Origin of the sequence: Acinetobacter kanungonis (assembly GCF_009939195.1) — a bacterium.
In the GTDB taxonomy this organism is placed as follows: domain Bacteria; phylum Pseudomonadota; class Gammaproteobacteria; order Pseudomonadales; family Moraxellaceae; genus Acinetobacter; species Acinetobacter kanungonis.
The window spans coordinates 478,858-496,500 of record NZ_JAACKC010000001.1 but is presented as its reverse complement, the minus strand read 5'-3'; the positions used below and the strand labels follow the sequence as shown (position 1 = coordinate 496,500).

The window sequence follows — 17,643 nt, the reverse complement described above, 5'->3', positions numbered from 1 at the left end:
GGCTTAAACACGAATATGCGTCAACTGCAATTAGATATTGAACCCCAACTTGATGCCCGAATCAGTGATTTCTCTGGTCCGGGATGGGGGCATGTCATTGATGCAATTCGTCAGTTACATGCAGGTCTAATGAATCGTTTTTATGTCTATGGTGGTGCGGGTACAGGTAAAAGTCATTTGCTTTCTGCAATTTGTGATTCTTATCTGGATGTGGGTAAATCAGCGATTAAAGTCTCGTTATTAGAATTGCTAGATGCACCTACAGAAGCGATTACCTCGCTCGAGCGTTATGATTTGGTGGCGTTGGATGATATTGAAGCGATTTGTGGTGTGCCGCATTGGCAAAAAGCGGTATTTCACCTCATTAATTACAATAATGAAGTGGGTGGACAATTGGTGTTCTCTTCGCGTTTTGCCCCGATTGAGCTGAAATTAGAACTACCTGATTTACAGTCCAGACTGACTCAAGCAGTGAGTGTGAAAGTGCCGAATGGCAGTTTATATGCAGATCGACAGATTCTGGTCAGTTCAGTATTGGCACGACGTGGGATTCATATCGATCAGCAAATTGTTGATTATCTTTTAGCGCATGGTCCGCATCAGGCTTCGATTTTATTACAAACCTTAGAGCAGTTGATCCAACTCCTTAAAGGCGAGAAAACCAAGCTAAGTCATGCCACTTTAAGACAAATTTATGCACTCATTGATGAATATCAATAACCGATAAAAGCACTTGAGTAATCAGCATGGCTGTGACAAAGTACAGCTTAAATGCCTATCGCATGGAATTGCGAGCATAGAAAAATAATAGAAAGTAAAGTTAAGGAGAACATAAATGCTGCAAATCAGCATGAAGTTTCAATTCGTCTCATCTCATCGAACTCATCATCTAGACTCCAAATTATTGAGCCTATCTTTTAATAGTTGCAATTGTGCCTAAAGAATTTGGCAATTTAGTCAATTATATTTCTACGTTCATCTTTTAGGCTGTACAGCAAAGGGATCGCCATTGGCTGTAGATAAATTGCTAGGAAGCAGCAATTTAGAAAAACAAGATCAATAAAATAATTAAGGAGAGACGTATGCTCAAGCAGAGCATTGGTGTGGGAATGTTGTGTCTGGCTGGGCATGCCTATAGTGCGAATATTAGTGTGACTACCACAGAAGATGTCGTTAAAGATGATCAAGAGTGTTCACTACGAGAAGCGGTCAGTTATATTAACCAAGATATGCCTAAAGAAGGGTATTTCGGTTGTGGTGGGGAAGATGCCAGTCCTGTCATTTTGTTGGAAAAACAGAAAGTCTATAAGCTGAATTCACATTTAAATATTCAAAAAGAATTAACTATTAAAACCAACTATGATGTGGATTTTAATGAAACGCCAGTTTTAGGTAAAAATAATGCTGTGCTGCAAATGCAAGCAAAAGATAATATTTTAAGAATTGATGATGGTTCGCAAGAAAAATTACTTAGTGTTGTGTTGTACGAGGTTAGTCTACAAGGTTGTGGTCAAGCCCAATGCGCACAACAAGGTGGATTAATTTATAACAATGAATATCTACAATTAAGTTATGCAGGATTATCTGGTGGTTATGCAGTCCAAGGTGGAGCAATTTATAATGTGGGTAATTCAACAGTCGAAAATACCAGCGATAGTCTAGTCGTCATTCAAAATAGCTTGTTTGAAAAGAATTATGCTGCTGAGGGTGCTGTACTGTATACCCAGCGACCTGCATACAAAATCTTAAATAGTGTCATTCGTCATAATGAGACCAACAATTCAGCTTCTGCAAATATTTACGCCGCTTTATTATTTAATTCAGAACAGTTACCCAGCTCGATTTTGAATGTCGCAAATTATATTAAAAACAGTACTTTTTTACAGAATAAAGGCTATTTGCTGAATTTACGCGACGGCATTGGCTTAAATAATTTGACCATGATTGGCAATGCGCAAGGCGTTCAATTTGTTGCACCACAGGGTAAAGCTTTTCTTGCGAATAGTATCTTGATTGGTAATCCATACCCAATAGCTACGCAGCAGGATTGTAAGTTTGAAGCAGGCGATCAGAGTATTTTGCAGAACAATCTGGTTTCAGCAGGTTGTGGGCAAGGGTTGGCAGAGTATCCCAATGAAATTTGGACGCAAACTGCTTTAATTGCAGGGAGCACACTTGAGGGAAAATGCAGCAGTGCAAATTTAGACCGACAAAGTTTAGTGTGTCCGTTTAATCAAAGTAGCAATGATTTTCTCGGTTATTTTAAACCACGATTATTGGTGACTTATCAGCAGTTAAGTGATTCCTTAATTGTGAATAAAGGCAAACAATGGACTGGCTCAGAAACAGCCTTGGTGGAATGCGAGTCCAGTGATCAGCGTGGACAAGTTCGTGATTCCAATAATGTGCTCTGCGACCGTGGTGCGATTGAACTGGTGTTTCCAACCACGATTTCTTTGATCGGTGACGATATCAACTACGGCGAAGTTGCAAAAATGTCGGTGGCTGAATTATTAGGTGACGGTGAGCTTTTACCGAAAGATCAGTGTGAAGCATTATTGGGAGCCAATCCGACAGGTGAGGCTTGGCAAGATGGTTGTTTACAAGTCATTCCAACCACGACTCAGCCGAAGGGAAGGGTCACTATTGATGAAGAAGGCAATATTCAGTACACACCGAATGGTAATTGGCATGGAGCCGATATTTTTAAAATTCGACTGGTTACAACCACGACGCGATTTAACGATTCTCAGAATCCTTATTTAGAGATCAAAGTCCAAGTCACTCAGGCTCCTGCTGGACAGATGGAAAGTAGCAAGGTCGAGACTTCGGGAGGGAGTGCGGGAATATTAAGCTTACTGGGCTTATTGGGACTGATTGGATTACGTCGTTACAAGAAATAGGCAAGGGAATTGACCGTGAAAAATTATAAAAAAGGTTTACTTACATTAATGGTGCTGTCAGCCATGTCTCTGATGGCAGCGGAAGATACGTTTATCTATGTCACCACCTTTGATGATGAAGATGGGGAAAACTTAAATCAATGTTCATTACGCGAAGCCATAAAGACGGCCGCAGATAATAAGGCTTATGGTGGCTGTAATGCAGGGGATACACGTTTAGGTCAAAAAGATCGGATTCAGCTAAAAGAAGGAACCTATACACTCAAACGTGAGCTGATGCCGCAATCTGTGCTTGAAATTTATGGTGCCGAGCCGCTGGATTATTCATCTAAACATGTCTTAACTCATACTTATCCAGCGACGACGGCCTTAAAAACCACTATCAGTGGAGAAAATCAGACCCGAATTTTTAATAGCTCATTGTCGAAATACGGGACTTCATTTAAGAACATCATTTTGGCGAATGGAAGTAGCACGGGCTTAGGTGGTGCCATTTATGCAGGTGCAGATATTAATTTAAATAATGTCGCGATCGTCAATTCACATGCTGCTCAGGGCGGTGCTATTTATCTAGATGGCGATATTTCACTGAATATTGATCATGGCTTAATACAGGCTAATCAAGCAGCACAGGGCAGTGTCTTGGCGATGACCTGTCAGAACAATTTATTATTTACCAAGCCCACAATTAACATTCAGAACAGCAGTATAGTCGGCAATGGCGTTATTAATAATGCAAGCATGTTAGAAATTTGCGGTGAGGCATCGACTTTATTGCAAACCAATACCATTGCTAAAAATCAGGCAAATCCTATTACGGGTGCAATTATTAAGAGTATTTCCTCCAATACTGCGCAGCCGAACTTAAGTGAAAACAGTACGTTGGTTTTATTAAGTAATACCATTGTAGAAAATAATGCTGCCAGCACCTTATTGTATGACCAACTGGGCAGTAAAAATATTTCCTTTAATGTAATGGCATACAATGCAGGGCAATCCTGTCGCTATGCTTTAAATAACGGCAATGTGGCGGATGCAAAACTTGATATTGTTGCAATGAACAATGCCTTGCAGTTAGGTGCGGTGACGGGGCAGTGTAACTTGCCGAAAATTGCTTATGAAAGTAATACCTCTGGAAGCAATACCAATATTGATGTCAGCAACATCTCGATGAGCACGTTGCTATCTGCCTATACAGGACCGAGTGCAAGCACAGAATATTTACCGCTGTACTATCCACGGGATAATCAGACCGCAAATGATTTGGTTAATATAGGGGCGATTGGTTGTAGTGATGTCGATCAACGAGGTTTTAGTCGAATTACGGATGCTACGCTCATTTTAAATCCGAGCATGAAAAATACCTGTGATATTGGTTCGGTTGAACTGATGCGCTTGACAGCGGCAGATATCATTAATTTAAAGAATTTATCTTATTCACAAATGATGGATGGTTATCAGCAAGCCATCGATTTGTATCAGGCACGCATTGATGATCAATCAACAGATGCTAAATACTTAACTCAGTACCAAGCGGAGCTAACGGCATTTAAGGATTTGAAGAGCAATACCGAAAAACATGCCAAATACCGCGCGATTTATATTGATCCGTATGCGCTGGCATTACCTGATGAGCAGTGGATGAACAGCCAATCACAAGTCCAAGCCTTGAATGCTGAGAACTATAATATTAGTACCCAAGTTTTAGGGGTGGGAACTTATTCAGGGGAAGGCAGTAGCTTTCAATTCATTGGTGATCAAGATCCAAACTTAAAATGTGAATGGATAGCTGAACTCAAGCGCATCATGTTTTATCGCTTAGATGATAATCTTTCGACGATTGGTGAGAATGCTTTATGTACCTACAGCATTACCTCCAAAACGGATGCGACCAAAACCACAACAGGTTTATTAAGTGCAAGTTTTGCCAATATTGCACCGATTGCCAAAGATGATACTTATCGCTTGGAATATGGTACAAATCAGAATATTAGCTTGCATCCACTTGAAAATGACTTTGATGATGATGGTCCGAAAACAAGTATTGCTGGTTTGAATAAAGCCGATTTCTACCATAATGAAGCAGGTCAGGAGTTGGCTATTCGTTTAGACAGCTTGCCAAGTGCGATGCTGGTTGATCCATCTGTGCCGAACGGTCCTTGCCCTGGCAGTGCCATGCGCGATACCTGTTATTCCAGCAATTTAGTGGTTCAGGTCAAAAACAACTACAGTCCATTTGATCAAGTTATGGAATATACCGTCTTTGATGCAGAAGGTCTGGCATCGAATCGCGCAAAAATTTATCTAAACAATACTGCAAAAAATACAGTGACCTCTGGTGGTGGAGGCGGTTCTATGGGATGGTTTAGCTTATTGGGTTTGTTGGGATTGGCTGGCTATCGTTATCAACGCCGCGGCAAGAAAGCATAAGGGTTGAAGTTTAAGAAGCTCACGCCATGTTGATGAGCTTCTTGTTCATAATATTGTGAACCATAAAAAAGCCAATCTTCTCTGGATTGGCTTTTTTAGTAAATGCTCAGAACCCCATGAAAATTATGGCTGTTCTGCCGTGTGATGCAAATATTTGTTCATGTATTCTTGGCGAATATTGATCCGTTCTTCAGGTGTCGCCTTTTGCATGCGCACGCGTAGGTCGTTGCGTTCTTGGCTGCTCATTTGTTGCCAAGTTTCACGCATTTTCTGCTTTTCTTGTTCAGGTAATTGGGTAAACCAGTCCATACGCTGTTGCAGACTATCACTTTGCTCATCTGGAATTTCTTTGAGCGACTGATAGCGTTTAATCAAAGCACGTTGTTCTTGCTCTGACAGTGTTTCCCAAGTTTCAGCCACTTGGGTGTTGGCATCTTTGGAAAAAAACCAAAAACGTTCAAATCCTGCAAAACTTGTTTGCAAGAAACCGAGTGCACAAAAAGCAAAAGCTAACCTTCTAGCTGCCATGTGGAACTTTGTCCTCACCTAAAACCATTAACATTTCCAAATCTTCCACCATTTGCGGAGAAAGTTTTGGTGTTACCACAACCTGATTCTGCGGTTTTTCTGACAGATCGACGGAATTAGGTAACACCACAATTCCTGCGATGGCTGCAGCTAAAGCGAATCCTGTCATTTTAAAATAGGCAAAACGTGATGATTTCTGTTGCTGGATATGATCCAGTACATGAGTCATCACAACAGGTTTTGCTTTGTGCTGTTGCGCAAGACCATCAAGTTTGGAAGTAACTTGTTTTAAGAAATCATCTTGTTTCATTCAGATGACCCTCCCGAATATGGATTCAAATGCGATAATGCAGATCGCAAACCTTGAATCGCGCGATGATAATGTGTTTTTACACTGCCTTCACTACAATTCATAATTTGAGCAGTGGTTTGCGTGTCAAATCCTTCCCATGCCCGCAGCATAAACGCTTGTTGCTGGCGGACTGGTAGTTGGCGAATCGCGGCTTGAATTTCTTCAACCGTAACTGCCTGATCCAGAAACTCCAACGGACTAGGGGTGGTTTCATCAATAACATCTTGGATTTCTAGATCATCTTTATCTAGGCTGACCTTTTTGAAGAAAGAAAAAGGCTGCGAGCGGCGCGCTTCTTTACGACGCCAATCCTGTAGTTTGTTATTCAAAATGGTGTAAAACAGGGGATACCATTCTTCAGTAGATTTGTCTGAATAAGATTTATGCAATGAAATAAATGCCTCTTGGACAAGATCCATCGCAATGCCTTGTTGACCCTGTGTCGCATTTTCCATCATCACTAAGGCACGCCCAGTCACGTCTTGCATAAAATTCTTCAGACGTTGTTCAGCCGTACTTTTTAAAGCACTTAAAGTTTCCGACTGAGACTGTTTCGGCGCTAAATCCATAGAGATGGAAAACCCTGTCATTGGATCATCACCATTATTTCCAATACATATGCTTAATAACGTTGGAAATAATGGTTTGGTTGACAATATCCGTTATTATTTTTTCAAGTGTAATCTATTTTTAAAATTGGGCGGGGCAATTTAAAATAAAAAATGTATTAGATGCGTTGACGGACCATTTCAAATAAACAGACCGATCCTGCAATGGCAACATTCAGTGATTCTTGTCCACCCGGTTGCGGAATGGTCACGGCTTGCGCATGTGCAAGGGCATAATCCGAAGCACCTTGACCTTCATTGCCCATGATCCAGACGCAGGCGCGAGTCAAATCTTGCCCATATAAGCTGGTTGAACGATGTGAACTGGTTACATACACAGGAATTTTAAATTGAGGTAAGACTTGTTCAAGCGCTACATTCTCGTAAATATCTAGAGAGAAATGTGCACCCATACCTGCGCGCAATACGCGTGGTGACCAGAGTGATGCGGTACCTTTGGTGGCAATAATTTGCTGAACACCAGCGGCAGCAGCGGAACGGAGTAAAGTACCGACATTGCCCGGATCTTGGATATTTTCCAGAATGAGCGTATCGAGATTGTATTGTAAAGCTTGAGAAGAAGAGGGTAAATCGATAATTGCAAGACATGGAAGCGTGGTGCCTAAGGTGCTTAAGTCTTTGTATAAAGATTCACTTAAAATAAAAATGGCACCATGATACTGACGTTGGATTTCTTCTAGGTCAGGATGTTGTAAGGCAAGCTCTGTGGTAAAAATCGCATTGATTTTCTTTTGCTCTTGCAACCATGCCAAACACAAATGTGTACCTTCAAGCACAGTTTGACCTTGCTTTTTACGATAGGTGTTTTGCTCAATTAAGCCACGTAAGTGTTTAATTTTTGGATTGTCTTTCGATTCTAAAAAAATGGTAGGCATGTTTGCTTGAGTCCACAGAAGTAGGTGTAGCACCTACTTCTGTTTTTAAAAATTAGTGGTGGTATTGAGTTACAAGATCAACTTCATTTTTTGAACCGATGATCACAGGGACACGTTGGTGTAACTCTGTTGGTTCAATTTCAAGAATACGCACGCGACCTGTAGTAGAAGCACCACCTGCTTGCTCCATCAACATACTCATTGGGTTTGCTTCGTACATTAAACGTAGACGACCTGCTTTTTTCGGATCTTTCAGATCGTATGGGTACATGAAGATACCGCTACGACAAAGAATACGGTGAATATCACCCACCATGCACGCTACCCAACGCATGTTAAAGTCTTTTTCACGTGGACCCGTTTTACCTGCAAGTAGTTCATCAATATAACGTTTTACTGGTTGTTCCCAGTGACGTTGATTCGATGCATTGATTGCATATTCTTTGGTATCTGCTGCCACTTGAATGTTGTCAGTGGTTAACAAGAATTGTTGTGATTCAGGATCGAAGGTAAAGAACACAACGCCTGCACCCACTGTTAAGGCCATCATGGTTGATGGACCATACAGTACATAGCCTGCAGCAACTTGATGAATACCTGCTTGCATGAAATCAGCCGATTGCGTCACGGCATTTTTTGCTGGAAGAATTGAGAAAATGGTACCGACACACATGTTGATGTCGATGTTGCTTGAACCATCGAGTGGATCGAATAGCACCAAATATTCACCATTTTCTTGCGCAGGAGTGAATTCATCCAGTTCTTCTGATGCCAAGCCACCGACATGTGGGTGAACTTTTAAGGCATCAATTAAATAGTCATTTGAAATCACATCTAATTTTTTTTGTTCTTCACCTTGCACATTTTCATGCTGCGCACTGCCTAATACCCCAGCAAGCGCACCTTTTTGTAAAGCTTGATCAATGGTTTTACACGTGTCTGCAATGGTTGCAATCACTTTTGCAAGTTCAGGTGTAAGATTCCCAGTTTGTTGTTCTAAGAATTGGGAAAGGGTGAGGTATGCCATGGCAGGAAAACTCCGAGTGTAAACCAATCAAGTTGAGCAAAAAAAATTTAGACGGCTATTTTAGATGAGAATGCCGCAAAAGAAAAATTAAACTCGATTATTTGGCTTGATTTTGCCCTTGCAACTTTTAGGGATAATGCTATGTTGATGTGAAGGATAAAGAAGAATTGAGGAGCAGCAGAATGACTACACAAAAGTTTGATGCCATGCCAACGCAAAATGAAGGTATTAGTTTGGATGATATTAGTCCAGAGAACGTGAAAGCAGCTTGGAAAGATTACGAAGCCAAGCCTGAATATAAGAAGTTTAATAAGCATGACCTCATTGAATCCATGCAGCATGAGCATGAAGAAGATGAGCACAAACCTGTTTAAGCAATAAAAAAGCGCTTTAACATTAAAGCGCTTTTTTTAGGTCTGTAAACGGCCTTATTTTAATAAAGGCGGTACAGCTTCGTAGTTAAGTTCTACGCGGCGGTTTTCTTTCCATGCGTTTTCATCATGACCCGCATTAATTGGCATTTCTTTACCATAGCTTACCGCTTCTAATTGTGTTGGGCTTACGCCGTTAGTAATGAGGAAGCTTTCTACGGCTTTGGCACGACGCTCACCGAGTGCCATATTGTATTCACGAGTACCGCGTTCATCCGTATGACCTGTTAATGCCACTTTAGAATTTGCATTGGCAACAAGGAATTGCGCGTGCGCTTGCAGTGTTTGATAGTCTTCGTTGGAAAGATCACTGCTGTCGTAGTCAAAATGCACCACGCGTTTTGCTAAAAACGCTTTATTGGCAGCAGTTACGCCTTTAGAAGATGCACCCGCAAGATTTTGTGCATTTAACGCAGCATCTTCACTGAGTCCTTCAGTGCTTACGGTTGTGCCCGCAGTAGTTGGTGTTTGACCTGTTTGAATTTCGGCAGCAGGTTTACGGCTCGCACAGCCTGTCATCACAATAGCGGATGCTAAAACAGGTAAAACCAACAGTTTAATTGCGTTCATCTTCATCTCCATATAGATTGATTTTTAAAAGGTTATTTGGGTGCCCAAGCTGGCTCACGGACTTCGCCTTGCTCACTTGGTAAATTCATGCGGAAACGACCATCGACCGACATAATGGAAAGCAAACCACGGTTGCCCTCACGTGTGGCATACACCACCATTTGCCCATTTGGCGAGAAGCTCGGGGATTCGTCCAGACTGGTTGGGGTCAGAATATTGGTGATGCCCGTATTGATGTCTTGAATGGCAACTTTGTAACTACTGCCGCTTGGACGATGCACCAAGGCCACTTTTTTGCCATCGGCACTTAAAGTTCCGCGAGCATTAAATGCGCCACGGAAAGTAATTCGTTTGCTGCTGCCATCTGCGAAGCTATAGCGGTAAATCTGTGGTGAACCGCCGCGGTCAGAGGTGAAAATAAAGGATTTACCATCAGGTGCATAACGTGCTTCAGTGTCAATTGCGCTGTCATTGGTCATACGCTGTAATTGACGGGTGCTTAAATCCATTTGATAGATTTCAGGATTGCCATGCATGGATGCGGTAAACAGCATCGACTTGCCATCTGGAGAGAAACTTGGCGCGCCATTTAAGCCACGGAAGCTTGCCAGTTTTTCGCGTTGACCTGTGGCTAAGTCTTGTACATAAATTGCAGGGCGTTTGCTTTCAAACGACACGTAGGCAATTTTCTGCGCATCAGGTGTCCAAGCAGGGGACAAGATTGGATCACGCGAGGTCAGAATGGTTTTTGGCTGTTCACCATCGGTATCGGCAATCTGTAACGTGTAGCGCTGCTCAGGTGTTGCAGGGTTACGTAGGACATAGGCAATACGACCACTGAAATCACCTTGAATGCCAGTTAATGCCTGATAAATCGCATCACTGATCATATGTGCCGCTTGACGTACACGTGAAGCAGGAACAGTGAGTAGTTCATTCAACAGGTATTGTTTTTTCTCAACATCATACAGTTGATATTGAACTTCAAAGGTGCCCGCAGCAGTTGCTTTTACATTCCCTGTAACCAGATAGGGTACGCCAGCGGCTTGCCACGCTGCTGCATTGGGATTGTCCATGCTGGCAGTTGCAGGCAGGTTTTGCGAGGCGCTACTAAATTTACCCGAACGATTTAAGTCGTTTTCTACAATCGAATAAATGGTTTGATCATTACTGAATGGAATAATCGCAATTTTAGGGGCTTGTTCTGGTGCTTTGGCAATTTCTAAATGAAGTTGTGCATGACTGGTTTGAACAAGTAGCGGCATGAGTGCCGTCATGATTGCTAAACCAAGTAGATGTTTACGCGTATTTTCCATCATTCGCTGTATACTCTGAAACGTCAGTCTTTGTGGGTTGTATGAAATTGCCTAACATAATGGCATGAAATTTCATGATTTAAAGCATTACATTATGGCTAAACTGTTATAACACTGTGAAAAAGCTTAATCGCCATGCATTTGACATGGCGATTGCGATTATTGAGCAGTAAATGAAGAGGTAAACATGCGCGCTTCACGCCGTGCATCAGGGTCTGAAGGCATTGGATAAGGTGCTGCTGCACGAACGGCTGCTTCAACACTGGCTTTCATATCAGGATCACTGGCATTGACCACAACCGATAGAACTGCACCGCTGTCACTCAAGGTGACACGAGCACTGGCTTTCTGACCTGCTGCACTTGTAGGTGGATTCCACGCACGTTTGACTTTGTTCTCAAAGTCTCGTTTCGCCGTAGAGGCAATACGTTTGGCTTCCGCTTTTTTCTCAGCGGCTTCTTCCGCAGCCTTTTTAGCAGATGAGGCTTTCGCTTCTGCTTCAGCACGTTCTTTTGCTTCTGCATCTGCTTTGGCTTTCGCGGCAGCATCGGCCTTAGCTTTTGCAGCGGCATCTGCTTGTGCTTTGGCAGCGGCATCGGCCCGCGCTTTAGCTTTCGCGGCGGCATCTGCTTTGGCTTTCGCGGCAGCATCGGCTTTAGCTTTTGCAGTGGCATCTGCTTGTGCTTTGGCTTTTGCAGCAGCATCCGCCTGTGCTTTAGCTTTTGCAGCGGCATCAGCTTGCGCTTTGGCTTTCGCAGCAGCATCTGCCTGTGCTTTGGCTTTTGCAGCAGCATCTGCCTGTGCTTTGGCTTTTGCAGCGGCATCGGCCTGTGCTTTGGCTTTTGCCGCGGCATCGGCCTGTGCTTTGGCTTTTGCCGCAGCATCTGCCTGTGCTTTGGCTTTTGCCGCAGCATCTGCTTGTGCTTGTGCTTGTGCTTGTGCTTGTGCTTGTGCTTTCGCGGCGGCATCCGCCTGCGCTTTAGCTTTTGCAGCAGCATCCGCTTGCGCTTTTTCCTGAGCTAAACGAGCTGCTTGTTGCTCCGCTGTATTGGTTTTTGGTGGTGCAACAGGAATGACAGGCGCAGGTTCTACACTGGGTTCGGCAGTTTGCGTAATTTCAGGAGCAATATTCTCATGCGCAGTTTCTGTAAATTCAGTTTCTTCGCGTGGAGTAGGCTGTAAATCTTGCGGTTTGATCAATATGGTTTTGATTTGCTCTGGTGGCTTAGGTGGTTTACTCATTCCTAAATAAAGCAAGCCCACAACCGCAAGTACGTGTACACCGAAGGTAAAACCCAGTGCAATTGCGTTTTGTTTAAACGGTGGCTGTTGAAAATTCTTCATATTACTTTAAAGGTTCGGTCAGTAAACCCACTTGGGTTAAGCCAGCGTCTTGAAGGCTTGACATTAAAGCCATGACCTCGCCATACGGACGAGTTTGATGACCATTGATCACAACATTTAATTTTTTGTTCTCTTGTTGCGCCTGCGCTTGAGACTCGACCAATTTTTGAGTCAGTTCTATCAGTTCAAGCGGTCCAGTGGTTTGCCCTTTTTGCTCCAAGAAGTAGGTGCCATCTGCTTTTAAAGAGACGATAGAAGGTGCATCTTCGGATTGCAGTGGCGCGCCATTGGCCTGCGGCAAATCGACTTTAATGCCACTGGTGATCATGGGTGCGGTGACCATAAAGATCACCAACAACACTAACATGACATCAATGTAGGGCACGACATTCATGTCGCTCTTTAAGGGTTTTTTGATACGCTCAAAGCGTCCTGCACGTTGAATCGCCATCAGTCATTTTCCTGAACAGAACCTACTGATTGACGTTGTAATAGCGCCACCATTTCTTCCGCAAACAAAGCACGGTCTGAATAAACTGCTTCGCCTTTAGCGGTAAAATGGTTAAAAGCTAGAACGGCTGGAATCGCTGCGAATAAACCAATTGCGGTCGCAATAAGGGCTTCTGCAATACCTGGTGCAACAGTCGCTAAAGTGACTTGGTCGACATCTGCCAGACCAATAAAGGCATTCATAATGCCCCAAACGGTGCCGAACAAGCCGACATAGGGTGCAACAGAACCAATACTGGCTAAAGCGCCTAAACCTTGTTCTAAATGACCTTGATCGCGGCTTAAACCGACACGCAAAATACGTTCAGTGCCTTCGATGGTTTGTTGCGTTGCGGCTTGGCGTTTTTTAAGTTTGAGGTATTCACCCAAACCTTGATAGAAAATATCTTCTAGCCCGACACGTTTAGAGTTGAGCTGGGCATTGTTATACAGGGTATTCAGCTCGGCACCAGACCAGAAGATTTTTTGGAAATGTTCATCATCTGCCTGAGCTTTTTTATAACTCAGGTGTAACTTGGCAATTAGAAACCAACTGTAGAGTGATGCTAGAAGAAGTAAAAGCATCACCAGTTGTACGACAGGACTTGCTTGTAAAATGAGGTCTGAAACGTGAAGAGTGGTGTCTAATTGATTTGCCATAGTTACACTGGAGTCGAGTTTTTTAAATTTGTTCTAACTCTTTCTGAATTAGACCGCGAATTTCATCTGGCAAACGACGTGGTCGCATTTCAGCACTAATACACGCCAATTCCACTTCGCCAGATGCCAACAAGATTTCACCACGATAAATATTTTGTTGCAATACAAAAGACGTAGCTTTACACGAAACTACACTTGCTGTAACAGTAATTAAGTCATCCATTAAAATTGGACGTTGATATTTGACATTAATTTTATGCACCACGAAGTTGTAGTCTTTTTGGTGCCAGTAATGGTCTACACCAGAGGCACGTAACCATTCGGTACGGGTACGTTCCATAAAGCGAATATGGTTGGCATGATAGACAATACCGCCTGCGTCAGTGTCTTCAATATATACACGAATCTGAAATTCGAACTTATTCGCCATGATAGTGTTCCATGTCTAGATTTAATGTTGTGTTTCAAACCCATGACGGTCTAAAGCTGCTGGGAGGAATTGCAGTAAATAGATTGGTCAGTATTATGGGTTAGGTAATGCCTTGAAGTTTAGCAGTTTGAAATGACCGTCCAATGGCACAAGATTTCAATCTGAAAACTGATGAGGCCGAGTTTGAAGAATAATAAAGCTGACTTTGCATTGATAATTTTGGGGGAAAGATGAGCCGTCGCACCTATTTGATTTGGTTGATTGTGATTGTTGCTGGGCTCATGTATTGGTGGAAACCCAGTCCGAATGTAGAAAGTGCTCAGGACTATCAGCGAGTCAGCAGTGAGGTGCAAACCTTTAATGGTTATACCATGACCAATCTGGCGGATTATGAAGGGCAATTTCGAGTGCTTTCACGGGAAAATTACCGTTCGGGACGCGAGGCTGAACTGAGTCCTGTCGATTTTGCACTGGGTTGGGGAGCCATGGCAGATCCATCTGTCTATAAACAGATTTCGATACGGCAAAGTAATCGCTGGTATTACTGGCGTTATGAAAATCAGCCACCAATTCCGCACCATGAAATTGAAACGCACAGTGCCAATACACATTTGATTCCAGCCAATTCAACAATCGCAAAGCAATTGGCCGATGTGGATCAGGATGATCTGATTTATTTAAAAGGACATTTGGTGGAAGTGAAAGCAGCGGATGGATGGACTTGGCGCAGTTCACTCAGTCGTGAAGATACAGGCAATGGGGCCTGTGAACTGATGCTGGTGGAAGAAGTGCGAGAGCTTTAGTTCACTGTTCATTCGAGAACTGGATTTGGCGGAAATGATTTGAGGGGCTAGATTGTCTTAGGGATGAAAAGGTGATCCTGCGTGATCACCTTTTGCTTATCATATCTTAATTAGAGTTTTTGATTGGGTTGCTTCCATTGGCTTTGGATTTGAGCTGCGTACTTTGGATAGTCCTGAATAAAACGAATATGCAGTTCTACACCTGTTTTTAGGGTAGCATCATCCACCGTAAAATAAGGATTATGATTCGGCGCAGCCTGATCCATTTTTTGAGAAGGATGTGTTGCGCCTAAGAAAACAAAGAGGGATGGCATAAGCTGACCATAATATGAAAAGTCTTCACTTGCACTCGCATTGTTATTCATCACATGAAGTTTATTTTCACCTGCCACCTGTTTCAGTGTCGGTTGCATCAGTCGGGTCAAGGTTGGATTGTTTGAGGTGACAGGTGCATAAGCAGCGATTTCAACTTTCGCCTGTACATCATTGGCTAAAGCATTGTGTTCTAACATGATGGGAATATTTTTTAACAAGTTCTGGCGAATGTCTTCATTGTTGGAGCGGATGGTACCCACCATATTGACTTGTTCAGGAATGACATTGCCTGTTGTGCCGCCTTGAATACTGCCAATACTAATCACGCCCATCCCTTGCGTTAGATTCGATCTGCGGCTAATCAGACTTTGTAAATTGTTAATCATTAGCGAAGCGGCATAAATCGGATCGCGGCCATCCCATGGCATTGAACCGTGCACTTGTTTTCCATTGACTTGAATGCGGAGGTGATCCGCGCTATTGAGTATCGCACCTTCTTTGTAGAACAGATTGTTACTTGGCATGCCAGCCATCACATGCAAGCCAAAAATCACTTCTGGTTTTGGATTCTTGAGTGCACCATCTGCAATCATTTTACGTGAGCCAATTTCAGCACCTTGCGTGAAATTATCTACATCGGCACCACCTTCTTCGGCGGGCTGGAAAATAAACACGACAGTACCTGCCAATTTATCACGATGCTCTGCTAATACTTTGGCCGCACCCAGCAACATAGCGGTATGTGCATCATGTCCACAGGCATGCATGACCGAAACCTCTTTGCCTTGATACATGGCTTTCGTTTTGCTGGCAAAAGCAAGCTGCGTTTTTTCTTCTATAGGCAAGGCATCCATATCCGCGCGTAATGCCATGGTTGGACCTGATTTTGCACCTTTCAATATGCCAATCACGCCTGTTTTGGCAAACCCTGTTTTTACTTCGATGCCATAAGATTTAAGCTGCTGTTGCACCAGTTTTGAGGTTTCAAACTCCATGTTTCCCAGTTCTGGATGTTGATGAATGTGATGGCGGAGTTGAATCGTCTCTGCTTCATTTTTTTCGACCGCAGTATTAATCCAGTCGGCAAAACTTAAGGGGCTACAGAGCAAAAGAGAAGCGGCAAAACAGGAGAATGGAAATGCTTTCATGTCATACACAGCCTTGTGATAAATAATTATTGAGCTGTAGAACATGCCATTGAGTTTGAGAGAAGGCAAAAACCCTATAGGTATATTTAATTGATTTAAAGGTATGCGTGAAAGTTATAGCAATGGAATGGAAAAATTGAATGGGGAAATTATCTTTTGAAAGGTATTAAAAAAGGGAGACTTGCTCCCTTTAAAATCATTTTTCTTTCGGTTCAGGCGGTGTCATCCCAAACTGTAAATACGCCATATTGGTGGCAATACGCCCACGCGCTGTACGCATCACATAACCTTGCTGAATTAGATATGGCTCAATCACATCTTCCAAAGTGCCAGAATCTTCCGCCATGGCTGCTGCTAAAGCTTCCACACCTGCGGGACCACCATCAAAACGCTCAAGTAACATACTTAAATAACGACGGTCCAAAGTGTCTAATCCATCTTTATCGACATTCAGCATATCCAGTGCACGTTGTGCCATATCTTGTGTCACTTCGCCAGTACCTTTGACTTGTGCATAGTCTCGAACGCGACGTAGCAGACGGTTGGCAATACGCGGTGTCCCACGAGAACGACGGGCAATTTCTGCTGAACCTTCGTGAGTAATGGGCACATCCATTAAATTGGCAGAACGCGTGACAATATGGGTCAAATCTTTAACCGAATAAAATTCAAGACGTTGCACAATCCCGAAACGGTCACGTAACGGGGAAGTCAGTAGACCCGCACGTGTAGTCGCCGCGACAAGGGTAAATGGTGGCAAATCCAATTTAATTGAGCGAGCTGCTGGACCTTCACCAATCATGATATCGAGTTGGTAATCTTCCATCGCAGGATAAAGAATTTCTTCAATGACTGGTGAAAGGCGATGAATTTCATCAATAAACAGTACATCGCCTTCTTCAAGATTGGTCAGCATGGCAGCTAAATCGCCTGCACGCTCTAAGACAGGTCCTGAAGTCGATTTTAGGTTACCGCCCATTTCACGCGCAATAATATTGGCAAGCGTGGTTTTACCCAAACCAGGAGGACCAAAAATCAAAGTATGGTCGAGTGCCTCTGCACGACCACGTGCAGCACCAATAAAGATTTCCATTTGTTCACGGACCACAGGTTGACCAATGTAGTCTTCCAGTGAGGTGGGGCGAATGGCACGATCGATATGATCTTCGGGTTTTTCGGAACCACCGATAAGACGGTCTTGCATATATTATTTAAACTTCAAGTGAATATGCTTCGTAGCAAAATGTCAGAAAAGAAAGTGTGTACCTTGGTGTAGTGTCTTTCCAGCTTCGGGCGAAATTCAGACATAACCTGCGGTTCGCCTTACTTTTGTTTAGGCAAAAGTAAGCAAAACCATTGTCATTCGCAAAACTCATCGAATGAAAGTTCGTAT

The 17,643-nt window shown here is 43.1% G+C and carries 18 protein-coding genes; 5 read left to right on the top strand and 13 right to left on the bottom strand.

What is annotated here, in order from left to right; all coding sequences use genetic code 11:
- Nucleotides 1–15 precede the first annotated feature (15 nt).
- The 3 genes from hda to GWK51_RS02135 all read left to right on the top strand — a co-directional run bounded on the left by hda (nt 16) and on the right by GWK51_RS02135 (nt 5,333).
- The gene (gene hda, locus GWK51_RS02145) at nt 16–720 is read left to right on the top strand and encodes a DnaA regulatory inactivator Hda (RefSeq protein WP_161932492.1); all 705 of its coding nucleotides are present in this window, start codon (nt 16–18) and stop codon (nt 718–720) included.
- 362 nt (nt 721–1,082) lie between these two features.
- Nucleotides 1,083–2,903, top strand: a complete 1,821-nt coding sequence (gene rbtA, locus GWK51_RS02140) for a rhombotarget A (protein WP_161932491.1) — start codon at nt 1,083–1,085, stop codon at nt 2,901–2,903.
- A gap of 15 nt (nt 2,904–2,918) precedes the next feature.
- Nucleotides 2,919–5,333, top strand: coding sequence for a CSLREA domain-containing protein (locus GWK51_RS02135; protein WP_161932490.1), 2,415 nt, complete (start codon nt 2,919–2,921; stop codon nt 5,331–5,333).
- Nucleotides 5,334–5,456: 123 nt separating this feature from the next.
- Here the strand turns inward: GWK51_RS02135 and GWK51_RS02130 are convergent, their stop codons facing one another.
- From GWK51_RS02130 to GWK51_RS02110, 5 genes are all read right to left on the bottom strand, one after another.
- Nucleotides 5,457–5,861 (bottom strand): DUF3106 domain-containing protein, encoded by a 405-nt coding sequence (locus GWK51_RS02130; protein WP_100241000.1) that lies wholly within the window; start codon nt 5,859–5,861, stop codon nt 5,457–5,459.
- Nucleotides 5,851–6,171 carry a hypothetical protein gene (locus GWK51_RS02125; RefSeq protein ID WP_161932489.1) on the bottom strand — a complete coding sequence of 107 codons (321 nt, stop codon included), beginning with the start codon at nt 6,169–6,171 and terminating at the stop codon, nt 5,851–5,853. Before GWK51_RS02125 ends, GWK51_RS02130 begins: the two co-directional genes overlap by 11 nt.
- Nucleotides 6,168–6,782: an RNA polymerase sigma factor gene (locus tag GWK51_RS02120; RefSeq protein WP_161932782.1), complete on the bottom strand. Its 615-nt coding sequence runs from the start codon at nt 6,780–6,782 to the stop codon at nt 6,168–6,170. Before GWK51_RS02120 ends, GWK51_RS02125 begins: the two co-directional genes overlap by 4 nt.
- 158 nt (nt 6,783–6,940) lie before the next feature.
- Nucleotides 6,941–7,717, bottom strand: coding sequence for a TrmH family RNA methyltransferase (locus GWK51_RS02115; protein ID WP_161932488.1), 777 nt, complete (start codon nt 7,715–7,717; stop codon nt 6,941–6,943).
- A gap of 52 nt (nt 7,718–7,769) precedes the next feature.
- Nucleotides 7,770–8,744 carry a class 1 fructose-bisphosphatase gene (locus GWK51_RS02110; protein ID WP_142769174.1) on the bottom strand — a complete coding sequence of 325 codons (975 nt, stop codon included), beginning with the start codon at nt 8,742–8,744 and terminating at the stop codon, nt 7,770–7,772.
- Between the two features lie 182 nt (nt 8,745–8,926).
- On the opposite strand from GWK51_RS02110, the gene GWK51_RS02105 reads away from it, so the two are divergent.
- Nucleotides 8,927–9,118 carry an NF038105 family protein gene (locus GWK51_RS02105; RefSeq protein WP_161932487.1) on the top strand — a complete coding sequence of 64 codons (192 nt, stop codon included), beginning with the start codon at nt 8,927–8,929 and terminating at the stop codon, nt 9,116–9,118.
- A 54-nt stretch (nt 9,119–9,172) separates the two neighbouring features.
- Here the strand turns inward: GWK51_RS02105 and pal are convergent, their stop codons facing one another.
- The 6 genes from pal to ybgC form a co-directional block, all read right to left on the bottom strand.
- Complete coding sequence (gene pal, locus GWK51_RS02100) at nt 9,173–9,745, bottom strand: peptidoglycan-associated lipoprotein Pal (RefSeq protein ID WP_142769172.1); 573 nt, start codon at nt 9,743–9,745, stop codon at nt 9,173–9,175.
- A gap of 32 nt (nt 9,746–9,777) precedes the next feature.
- A complete protein-coding gene (gene tolB, locus GWK51_RS02095; protein WP_161932781.1) occupies nt 9,778–11,061 on the bottom strand; it encodes a Tol-Pal system beta propeller repeat protein TolB in 1,284 nt (427 codons plus the stop codon).
- A gap of 159 nt (nt 11,062–11,220) precedes the next feature.
- Complete coding sequence (gene tolA / locus GWK51_RS02090; protein ID WP_161932486.1) at nt 11,221–12,405, bottom strand: cell envelope integrity protein TolA; 1,185 nt, start codon at nt 12,403–12,405, stop codon at nt 11,221–11,223.
- Between the two features lies 1 nt (nt 12,406).
- Nucleotides 12,407–12,856, bottom strand: a complete 450-nt coding sequence (tolR, locus tag GWK51_RS02085) for a protein TolR (RefSeq protein ID WP_161932485.1) — start codon at nt 12,854–12,856, stop codon at nt 12,407–12,409.
- Complete coding sequence (gene tolQ, locus GWK51_RS02080; RefSeq protein ID WP_161932484.1) at nt 12,856–13,554, bottom strand: protein TolQ; 699 nt, start codon at nt 13,552–13,554, stop codon at nt 12,856–12,858. The genes tolR and tolQ overlap by 1 nt, the downstream gene beginning before the upstream one ends.
- Nucleotides 13,555–13,576: 22 nt before the next feature.
- The gene (ybgC, locus tag GWK51_RS02075) at nt 13,577–13,984 is read right to left on the bottom strand and encodes a tol-pal system-associated acyl-CoA thioesterase (protein WP_100241011.1); all 408 of its coding nucleotides are present in this window, start codon (nt 13,982–13,984) and stop codon (nt 13,577–13,579) included.
- Between the two features lie 230 nt (nt 13,985–14,214).
- On the opposite strand from ybgC, the gene GWK51_RS02070 reads away from it, so the two are divergent.
- Nucleotides 14,215–14,787, top strand: a complete 573-nt coding sequence (locus GWK51_RS02070; RefSeq protein WP_161932483.1) for a hypothetical protein — start codon at nt 14,215–14,217, stop codon at nt 14,785–14,787.
- Nucleotides 14,788–14,897: 110 nt separating this feature from the next.
- Here GWK51_RS02070 and GWK51_RS02065 read toward each other — a convergent pair whose 3' ends face one another.
- Both GWK51_RS02065 and ruvB read right to left on the bottom strand, forming a co-directional pair.
- Nucleotides 14,898–16,250 (bottom strand): amidohydrolase, encoded by a 1,353-nt coding sequence (locus GWK51_RS02065; protein WP_161932482.1) that lies wholly within the window; start codon nt 16,248–16,250, stop codon nt 14,898–14,900.
- A gap of 196 nt (nt 16,251–16,446) precedes the next feature.
- Nucleotides 16,447–17,454, bottom strand: coding sequence for a Holliday junction branch migration DNA helicase RuvB (gene ruvB, locus GWK51_RS02060; RefSeq protein WP_100241014.1), 1,008 nt, complete (start codon nt 17,452–17,454; stop codon nt 16,447–16,449).
- Nucleotides 17,455–17,643: the final 189 nt, after the last annotated feature.